This window comes from Mesorhizobium sp. M7A.F.Ca.US.006.04.2.1, assembly GCF_004022915.1.
Lineage (GTDB): Bacteria > Pseudomonadota > Alphaproteobacteria > Rhizobiales > Rhizobiaceae > Mesorhizobium > Mesorhizobium ciceri.
In genome coordinates, this window is record NZ_RZQA01000212.1 from 1 (window position 1) to 8,055 (window position 8,055).

Here is an 8,055-nt window from a genome sequence, read left to right on the forward strand (position 1 = left end):
GTCGAGGACCTGGCCGACGCGCTGGTTCACGAGTTGCGCCAGTACGCCTTCCTTTCCGGCGCGCCGCGCGTCGGCCAGGTCCTCGACGAGTGCTGCAAAGACGGGTTCGCCAGGCAGGCCGCTATCTGCTTTCCAGCCTGCCAGAGCGGCAATTGTGTGCGGCAGGTTGTTCGAAAAATCCGAGTTGTCGACGGCCAGAGCGAGGAAGCGCGCCACCGGCCACAGAAACAGAATGACGACGAACAGGATAAGCGGGGCCGTCAACAGGGCGAGCATGCCGCCCCGTTGGCGCCGCTTTATAGCCGGCTTTGTCCCGACCAACATGCCTGGGTTACTTCGCGAGCCAAGCCTTGAAGCGTTCTTCCAGCGCTTCCTTGTGCTCGGTCCAGAAGTCGTTGTTATAGGCGGCGCCGTACTGGAGGTGCTCCGGCGACGTCGGCAGGTTGGCCTTCCAATCCGCGGGAATGAGGTCGGCGGCTTCCTTGCGGCCGGTGCCATAGGCATAGAGTTTCGAGAAGCCGGCCTGATTTTCAGGGATGGAGAACCACTTGAGGAGATCCAGCCCGCCCTGCTGGTGCGGTGCGCCCTTCACCACGGCCCAGTAGTCGGTGCCGTAGAAGAAGCCTGCGTCCCATGCGATGGCGTAGGGCTTTTTCTCGTTAATGGCTTCGTTGGTGATGCGTGCATTGAACGCGTCGCTGAGCGTCACTTCCCCGCTGTCGAGGTTCTGGATGCCCTGCGTCGTGGTGGACCACCAGACGACGTTCGGCTTGATCTTGTCGAGCATGGCGAAAGCCCGGTCGATACCTTCCGGCGTGGCCAGCACCTTGTACATGTCCTCGCGCTTAACGCCGTCGGCCATCAGCGCGTTTTCCAGCGTGAACTGCGCCTGCTGGTAGAGGCCACGCTTTCCCGGAAATTTCTCGACGTTCCAGAAATCCGCCCAGCTCTTCGGCGCGGCGTCGCCCTTGTAGACATTTGTGTTGTAGGCGAGGACCGTGGCCCAGGTATCGGACGCGACGCCGCATTCGTGCAGGGTGCCCGGCAAATAATTGGCCGCGTCGCCTGTGATTTCTGGCGTCAGCGGAATGAACAGGCCTTCGGCGCAGCCGACTTCCATGGCGGGCGCTTCGACCGAGACGACGTCATAGGTGATGTTGCCCGCCTGCACCTGGGCACGCACCTTGGCGACCTCGCCGCCCCACTCTTCCATGACGATCGGGACGCCCGTCTTTTCGGTGTACTTGTCCCAGACCCCATCCTTGTAGGCCTTGTCCCATGTACCACCCCAGCCGACTACCGTGACGGGGTCGGCCGCGGACGCGACCAAAGCCGAGGTCGCGAGGCAGATCGCGGCGGCAGATACGGCTTGCAGATAAGTCCTCATTGCAGTTCCCCTTTCTTATCGTTGTAGATTTGATCAAATTTCAAACGCAAAATTGATTGATTAGCAACAGGAATTTACGGTACGGTGTAAAAAAGTGAAAAAGCCAAAGGGATTTGATCGAATGCTGCAAGGCACTAGAGACGTGCGCGCCAATGTCAGTCTCGCTGCTGTTCTGGACGAGGCGCGACAGCGTTTCGCTGACGCCAACCCGAACAGCCGGGCGCGTCAGAACGAGGCCGCGGCATCGTTGCCGGGCGGCAATACGAGGGCTGTTCTATGGTATCGGCCATTCCCCGTATCGTTTGTTTCCGGTGAAGGCTGCAGGGTGACCGATCTGGACGGCCATACCTATGTCGACCTGGTCTCGGAATACAGTGCCGGTTTTTACGGCCACTCCGACAAGGCGATTTCGGCGGCCCTTGTGGACGTCATACAGGGTGGCATCATGTTGGGCGCACCCAACCGCTATGAGGCGCGCCTGGCTGCCGCGGTGGTCGACCGTTTTCCGGCCATCGAGCGCGTGCGCTTCTGCAACTCGGGCACCGAGGCGAACATCATGGCGATTTCGGCGGCTCGCGCCATCACGCAGCGCTCGAAGATCCTCGCCTTCCGCGAGGGCTATCATGGCGGCGTACTCACCTTCGCGCATGGCGGCTCACCGCTCAATTTGCCTTTCCCCTTTGTCTTCGCCGACTACAACGATAGTGCAGGCGCCGTGGCGCTCATCAAGGAACAGGGCGACGAACTTGCCGCGGTGATCGTCGAACCGATGATGGGCGGCGGCGGCTGCATCCCGGCGACGCGTGAGTTCCTGGAAGCGCTGCGCGCCGCGACGAAGGAGACCGGCGCGCTGCTGATCTTCGACGAGGTGATGACCTCGCGCCTCGACTACCGCGCGCTCCATGGCGCACATGAAATCTTTCCCGATTTCGTGACGCTCGGAAAGTACATCGGCGGCGGTGCGAGTTTTGGCGCATTCGGTGGACGCGCGGATCTCGTCGACCGCTTCGATCCTGCTTTGCCTGGTGCGTTTTCGCATGGCGGGACGTTCAACAACAATATTCTCAGCATGGCTGCTGGTTTCACCGGTCTGACGCAGGTGCTGACGCAAGAGGCGAGCCGCGCCATCAATTCGCGCGGCGATCGCTTGCGTGAAGCGATGAACGTCTCCCTTGAGCGGTATGGCGTCGAGGGCATCGTCATAGGGCGCGGGTCGTTGATGAACCTGCATTTCGTCAGGGGGCCGGTGGACACGCCGGCGCGGCTCGACGATGCCGATCCATCGGCGATTGCGCTTTGGCATATCGAGATGCTGTTGCGAGGGTACTACGTGACGCCGCGCGGCATGCTGGCGTTGTCACTGCCATTTGGCGACGCAGAACTCGACGGCTTCGCCGCCGCATTCGACGATTTCCTGTCGAGCAACCTCAAAATACTGCCGCGCCGGACAAACTGATGCTCGATCGCAAGGATGCCACTGCCGGCTCGGCCGCGCAAAAGACAGCTCATGTTCGTGTACATACGGGCTTGAAGGAGGCACTGATGAACGGTGACTTCCTGCCCGGCCAGAGACTGGTCGTACGACAGCTTGCCGAACAGTACCGGACCAGCGCCATGCCGGTGCGCGAGGCCTTGCGGCAACTCGTCAGCGACGAGGCGATGTTCGACCACCCAAATCGGGGCGTCATTGTCCCTGAGGCCACGGTGGCGCGTATTTCGGATCTGGTGCGTGTGCGCTGCAGCGTCGAAGGGACGGCGGCCGAGTGGGCCGCGACGACCATCACGCCCGAAGAACTCGATGAATTGGCGAAGCTGAACGGGCTGATGCGCGAATGCGTCGAGAGCAATGTCATGGCTAATTATCTCGGCCTGAACAGGCGCTTCCATTTCACGATGTACCATGCCGCGCGTTCACCTCTCATCCAGCAGATCATCGAGAAATTGTGGCTGCAGGCAGGACCGTTTCTGAACATCGTCCGCTCCGACGTGACCTACGGCCTGGGCCTGGACCATCACGACGAAATGCTCGCGGCGCTGCGTCGCGCCGATGGCGCGGCTGCGCGCAAGGCGCTGGTTGCCGATCTGCGCGAGGCCGCCGACATCATTCTTCGCGCCGCGGCGGCGGCTGAGGCTCAACCTGCGCGCAAACGCCCGGCTTCGGTACGCCGTGATCCGAAGGCGCAGGCGCGGTGATGGGCGGATCCCCGCATGGCCCGGTTCATGTCGAGTTTCGTGGCGTCAGCAAGCGCTACGGGCAGACCGTCCAGGCGGTGCGTCAGCTCGACCTGGAAATCATGCGCGGCGAATTCCTGACGCTGCTGGGGCCTTCGGGATCCGGCAAGACGACGGCGTTGATGATGCTTGCCGGATTCGAGGATACGACCGAGGGCGAAATCCTCATTGACGGTCAGCGCATCGACAACGTTCCCGCCAATCGTCGCGGCATCGGCATGGTGTTCCAGAACTACGCGCTTTTCCCGCACATGACGGTCGCCGAAAATCTGGCTTTCCCACTCGAGGTCCGCAAACTTGGCCGCGAGGAGGTGACGCAACGTGTCAGGAACGTTCTCGACATGGTCCAGTTGCCCGAATTCGGCAACCGGCGTCCGGCGCAGCTTTCGGGTGGGCAGCAACAACGCGTCGCGGTTGCCCGCGCCCTGATCTTCGAACCAAATCTTGTCCTGATGGACGAACCGCTCGGCGCCCTAGACAAGCAACTGCGCGAGCAGATGCAGTTCGAAATCAAGGAAATCCATGCCCGGCTTGGCGTCACGTTCGTTTATGTGACCCACGACCAGACCGAGGCGCTGACCATGTCCGACCGGATCGCGGTGTTCAGCGCCGGCCGCATCGAGCAGCTTTCGACACCACGCGAACTGTATGAGCGTCCGACGGGCAGCTTTGTGGCGAGCTTCATCGGCGAGAACAACCGCATGTCCGGCACCGTGCTTGCCGGCGGTGAAAATGGTGGCGTGGCCGTCCATCTCGACGATGGCGATCTGGTGTTGAACGCCATTTCCCCTGGCGCGACGCCCCCTACGGGCGCCAGGGTGACGCTGTCGATCAGGCCCGAGCGCATGTCCTTATTGCACGAAGGCTCCACCGCCCTCAACGTGATCGCGGCAACCGTCGTTCAGTCCGTCTATGTCGGCGATCACATCCGGCTCGTCGCTGTGACGGCGGGCGGCCTGAAATTCATTGTCAAGCTTGCCGCATCGTCGTCTCGGTCCGAACTCAATGCGGGCGAGGCGGTTCGATTGGGCTGTGGTCGTGAGGATTGCCTCGCTCTCGATAGATAACAACAAAAGGCAGACAAGGGAGAGTTCAACCATGAAGAAATCGCCGAAAGTCGTCATCACCTGTGCGGTCACCGGCTCGATCCACACGCCGACGATGAGCCCGTATCTGCCGATAACGCCGTCCGAGATCGTCGACGCCGCTGTCGGAGCAGCCGAAGCCGGGGCGTCGGTGATCCATCTGCATGCCCGCGATCCGGAGACCGGCAAGCCTACCCCTGATCCCAGGCTGTTTATGGATTTCCTGCCGCGCATCAAGCAGCAGACCGACGCCGTGATGAACATTTCCACCGGCGGCGGGCTGAAGATGACCCTCGAAGAGCGCCTTGAAGCGGCGCACGCTTCGAAGCCGGAACTCTGCTCGCTCAATATGGGATCTATGAATTTCGCCTTGCACCACATCGCGCCGAAATACACCGACTGGAAGTACGACTGGGAGAAGGGCTATCTGGAAGACACAAAGAAGGGCATCGTCTCCAACACGTTCGAGCAGATCGAGCGGATCATCGTCGAGGTCGGCCAGGCTTATGGCACGAAGTTCGAGTTCGAGTGCTACGATGTCAGTCACCTCTACACGCTTGCGCACTTTCTCGACCGCAAGCTGCTGAAGCCGCCGCTTTTCGTCCAGACGATCTTCGGGCTGCTGGGCGGTATCGGCGCCGACCCAGAAGACATGATGCACATGCGCAGGACGGCTGATCGGCTGTTCGGAGACGACTATCTCTGGTCGATCCTTGCCGCGGGCAAGCACCAGATAAATCTCTGCACGATGGGCGCGATCATGGGCGGCAATGTACGGGTCGGTTTGGAAGACAGCCTCTATGTCGGCAAGGGCACGCTCGCCAAGAGCAATGCCGAACAGGTGGCCAAGATAAAGCGCATTCTCAACGAGTTGTCGCTCGAAATCGCGACGCCCGACGAAGCCCGTCAACTGCTGGATCTCAAGGGCGCACATGAGGTCGGGTTTTGACGCCCCCCGGCATCGAAACCTATGTCGGCGTCGTGCATCCTTGGATGTGCGACGCGATGGGCCATCTCAACGTTCGTCATTATGTGGCGATGTTCGATGACGCCAGTTTCCAGTTGCTGGGCAGGATTGCCGATCCTCGTTTGACGCCGACCCTTGGCTGGGCGGATGTGAGGATGGAGATCGACTACGTGCATGAAACCGCGGTGGGAACTCTGGTCACCGTTCGCAGCGTTATAGAAAAGCTTGGGAAATCGTCGCTGACTTATCTGCATGAAATGCGCGGTACGCTGGACGGAGTCCTGCATGCGCGCATGCGCACCGTAACGGTGCGCTTCGATCTTCAAGCGCGGAGCAAGATCGAGATCGAAGGCGAGGCCCGGCAGGCGAGCGCGAAACTCCCGAGGGGGTGAAGCCGGCAGCTTTGCGCCTCAAGTCGGTCGTTAAGACCAGCTTCGCCGTTTCCCGAAAGCCGACGTCATCGGACTACGCTGGCTTAAGATGACTGCGCCTCTAGACGGACGGCGGCGACAGGATGAAAAGCGCTTGCGCCTGCTTGGTGGCGGAACTGTTGCGGAAGGTGTGGAGGCGTCTTGGGTCGAAAGTCATGGCGTCGCCTTCGAGCAGGACGAACTCCTCGCCTTCGAGCAACACGGTCACGCTGCCCTCGACGACGAACACGAATTCCTCTTCCGAACGCCAGCTGTAGAGCTTGTCGCCGCCGGTGCCGCCCGGCGCCATGATCGACAGGATCGCCTGCGTCCGAACCGCGGATTTCGGGCTGAGCAGGAAGTCTGAAAGGTCGGTGCCGCCGAGCACCGCCGGAGTGCGCGCGTCAACGCGGACGACAGCCGTGTTGTCATGCTGGAACAGGCTGCCGATCGTAATTCCAAGAATGTCGCACAGGCGAACGAGCGTTGCCACCGAGGGCGAGGCCTTGTCGCGTTCGACTTCGCTGAGAAAACCCTTGCTGACTTCAACGCCATCCGCCACGGCCTGGAGGGTAAGGTCCAGTTCGCGCCGTCGATTGCGCAGGGCATCACCGATGCGGGCCGTGGACGGCCTCTGGGTGCCACTCGTCATGATTGCGCTCTCAGCATGTTCAATCCCATACCGTCAGCTCGGTCCGCCGTACAAGCCGGAATTTTATGTGTTCTGTATAGAACAACTTTGTTGACTTATACAGAATTCCCCACCAGCATCCAGATGAATTTCGAGGAGGCGGCGGTGCCATGAGGCGAGCCTTCCCCGCCAGCATACGGATGAAGGAGCGATGATGAGCCAAGACGATATTGCCGAAGCCAGGCGCAGTTCGCAGAGTTGGTACTGGTGGGGCATCGCGACGTTTTTCCGCTGCCCGGTAGCGGAGACTCCGGCCGATGTGGATATCGGCCTGGTCGGCGTGCCGCACAGCTCCGGAAACGGCTCGACGGAGCGCGACCAACATCTTGGCCCGCGTGCGGTCCGCAACGTGTCGGGCTACTATCGCCGCTCGCACGGGGTGCACGGCTTTTCGCCATGGGATGCCGCCAAGATCAGCGATCTTGGCGACGTTCCCCTGCCCGAGGCCATGAACAACGAGGCCTGTGTCCGCGACATCGAAGCCTTCTACGCCCGGCTCGACGCCGCCGGCACAAACCCGGTTTCCATCGGCGGCGATCACTCGATCACCGGGCCTATCATCAAGGCCATCGCCGGACCGGGCCGGCGCCTGTCGGGAGGCCAGCCCTGCTCGCTGATCCATTTCGACGCGCACACCGATTCCTACGACAACATGCCCCACTGGCTTGGCGCGAAGCGTTCGGCGGCGCACTGGGCGGCCTATACGGCAAAGGAAGGTGCGGTCGACCCGGAACGCAGCATCCAGATCGGCATGCGCGGTCATCCGGCGGCGGATATCCACACCGGCGGCGTTGGCGGCTCGAGTCGCGCTCTGGGCTATCGGGTTGTTACGATGGACGAGTTCGAACGCTTGGGCATAGAGCGCATGGTGGAGATGATCCGCGAGCGGGTTGGCGATCGCCCCGCCTACATCACCTTCGATCTCGACAGCCTCGACCCCTCCGTCGCTCCCGGGGTTTCGAACCTCGAGCCGGGCTTCGGCGGCCTGACCATCCGCGAGGCGACGCGCCTTCTGCAAGGATTGAAGGGGCTCAACATCATCGGTGGGGACGTCGTCTGCCTGATGCCGACCAAGGACAGCCCCAACCAGATCACGGCGCAGGTCGCCATGGTGATGATGTACGAACTGATCTGCCTGATCGCCGCAAAGAATGCCGAGACGCACTGACGCGTGGCCTTGGCCGCTACAGGAGCGCGCCGACGCCATCGGTGATGGCGTCGCGGCTCGCGGCTCCGGACTTTCGATGCCGATGCGGTGGCGCCATTCTTTCGCTGTCTCCTGT

General features: G+C 61.7%; 8 protein-coding genes and 1 pseudogene. 6 read left to right on the forward strand and 3 right to left on the reverse strand.

Annotated features, from left to right (window positions below):
- Nucleotides 1–276: pseudogene (locus EN925_RS13765) on the reverse strand (hypothetical protein); the annotation flags it as partial.
- Between the two features lie 55 nt (nucleotides 277–331).
- A complete protein-coding gene (locus EN925_RS13770; protein WP_063168759.1) occupies nucleotides 332–1,387 on the reverse strand; it encodes an ABC transporter substrate-binding protein in 1,056 nt (351 codons plus the stop codon).
- 121 nt (nucleotides 1,388–1,508) lie between these two features.
- Here EN925_RS13770 and EN925_RS13775 point away from each other — a divergent pair, with 121 nt between their 5' ends.
- The 5 genes from EN925_RS13775 to EN925_RS13795 are packed head-to-tail and all read left to right on the forward strand — an operon-like array spanning nucleotide 1,509 to nucleotide 6,063.
- Nucleotides 1,509–2,843 carry an aminotransferase class III-fold pyridoxal phosphate-dependent enzyme gene (locus EN925_RS13775; protein WP_127368868.1) on the forward strand — a complete coding sequence of 445 codons (1,335 nt, stop codon included), beginning with the start codon at nucleotides 1,509–1,511 and terminating at the stop codon, nucleotides 2,841–2,843.
- Nucleotides 2,843–3,580 carry a GntR family transcriptional regulator gene (locus EN925_RS13780; RefSeq protein WP_063168757.1) on the forward strand — a complete coding sequence of 246 codons (738 nt, stop codon included), beginning with the start codon at nucleotides 2,843–2,845 and terminating at the stop codon, nucleotides 3,578–3,580. The genes EN925_RS13775 and EN925_RS13780 overlap by 1 nt, the downstream gene beginning before the upstream one ends.
- Entirely contained in the window at nucleotides 3,580–4,686 is a 1,107-nt protein-coding gene (locus EN925_RS13785) for an ABC transporter ATP-binding protein (RefSeq protein ID WP_063168756.1), read from the forward strand. The genes EN925_RS13780 and EN925_RS13785 overlap by 1 nt, the downstream gene beginning before the upstream one ends.
- A 31-nt stretch (nucleotides 4,687–4,717) precedes the next feature.
- Nucleotides 4,718–5,653: a 3-keto-5-aminohexanoate cleavage protein gene (locus EN925_RS13790; RefSeq protein WP_063168755.1), complete on the forward strand. Its 936-nt coding sequence runs from the start codon at nucleotides 4,718–4,720 to the stop codon at nucleotides 5,651–5,653.
- Nucleotides 5,650–6,063, forward strand: coding sequence for an acyl-CoA thioesterase (locus tag EN925_RS13795; protein ID WP_164753839.1), 414 nt, complete (start codon nucleotides 5,650–5,652; stop codon nucleotides 6,061–6,063). The genes EN925_RS13790 and EN925_RS13795 overlap by 4 nt, the downstream gene beginning before the upstream one ends.
- Before the next feature lie 100 nt (nucleotides 6,064–6,163).
- Here EN925_RS13795 and EN925_RS13800 read toward each other — a convergent pair whose 3' ends face one another.
- The gene (locus tag EN925_RS13800; RefSeq protein WP_127368492.1) at nucleotides 6,164–6,733 is read right to left on the reverse strand and encodes a cupin domain-containing protein; all 570 of its coding nucleotides are present in this window, start codon (nucleotides 6,731–6,733) and stop codon (nucleotides 6,164–6,166) included.
- Between the two features lie 190 nt (nucleotides 6,734–6,923).
- Between EN925_RS13800 and EN925_RS13805 the strand changes: the two genes are divergently transcribed.
- Nucleotides 6,924–7,940, forward strand: a complete 1,017-nt coding sequence (locus tag EN925_RS13805; RefSeq protein WP_245469526.1) for an arginase family protein — start codon at nucleotides 6,924–6,926, stop codon at nucleotides 7,938–7,940.
- Nucleotides 7,941–8,055 lie beyond the last annotated feature (115 nt).

Coding starts and splice junctions, on each gene's coding strand:
- EN925_RS13770 (WP_063168759.1), bottom strand. CDS start 1,387: ATGAGGACTTATCTGCAAGCCGTATCTGCCGCCGCGATCTGCCTCGCG.
- EN925_RS13775 (WP_127368868.1), top strand. CDS start 1,509: ATGCTGCAAGGCACTAGAGACGTGCGCGCCAATGTCAGTCTCGCTGCT.
- EN925_RS13780 (WP_063168757.1), top strand. CDS start 2,843: ATGCTCGATCGCAAGGATGCCACTGCCGGCTCGGCCGCGCAAAAGACA.
- EN925_RS13785 (WP_063168756.1), top strand. CDS start 3,580: ATGGGCGGATCCCCGCATGGCCCGGTTCATGTCGAGTTTCGTGGCGTC.
- EN925_RS13790 (WP_063168755.1), top strand. CDS start 4,718: ATGAAGAAATCGCCGAAAGTCGTCATCACCTGTGCGGTCACCGGCTCG.
- EN925_RS13800 (WP_127368492.1), bottom strand. CDS start 6,733: ATGACGAGTGGCACCCAGAGGCCGTCCACGGCCCGCATCGGTGATGCC.
- EN925_RS13805 (WP_245469526.1), top strand. CDS start 6,924: ATGATGAGCCAAGACGATATTGCCGAAGCCAGGCGCAGTTCGCAGAGT.